The 657-nt window shown below is 47.6% G+C and carries 1 protein-coding gene; it reads right to left on the bottom strand.

Annotation, left to right across the window (positions count from 1 at the left end; translation table 11 throughout):
- Nucleotides 1-7 precede the first annotated feature (7 nt).
- The coding region (locus R7190_RS28050; protein ID WP_318137947.1) for a hypothetical protein at nucleotides 8-657 on the bottom strand (650 nt) is incomplete at its 5' end.

The following is a 657-nucleotide window of genomic DNA, read 5'->3' as shown; positions in this document are numbered from 1 at the left end:
TGATTACTTACAAAGGTGATTCAACGACTACATATTTACGATCTGCCCTAAGTGGCGCAAACCATGTGTCTTGGTATTTGAAATAGCTTTGCCCGTCTATCACTATCGTCTGCTTGGTGTGGGGAAGTGAGTCAACAATTTCGCCAAGCTTATAAGGACTTGAGGCTTTCTTAGTGATCGTTTTGCTTGTCTCTGTTGTCGTGGTGCTCACTTGGTTAGGAGAGGCAGAATAAGAGTTGGGTGAGGTTGTCACAGTACTTAAGCTCGTTGTTGTTGACGCTGAGTTAGGTAAAACATCACTACCACTGATGACTGTGTAATTTCCGGCTGGTGGGTTTTGGACATACACGTAACGACTGCCGCGCTGTTGATAATAGGCGTCTTGCACAATGGCATAGGTCACTCCAGCGAAAATCGCAAACGTAGCGATGCCAACCAGATCGTTATGGTAATAGTAATAACGACCACGATAAGGTGGATACCAATAACCAGGTCGCACATAAATGAAAGAGGAATGGTATCGCGGCGGTCTTATTACGACGGGTGGACGATGGTAGTAAGGCGGTCTGTAGTCGTGTGAAGGGCGATGGTGATGCGGCGGCCGAACCGGTCGCTCCGGACGATTTACAGGATGACTGTGGTGCTTATTGCCCGGTT

This window comes from Vibrio sp. 1078-1 (assembly GCF_033340475.1).
This window is presented reverse-complemented; position numbering and strand designations above follow the sequence as displayed.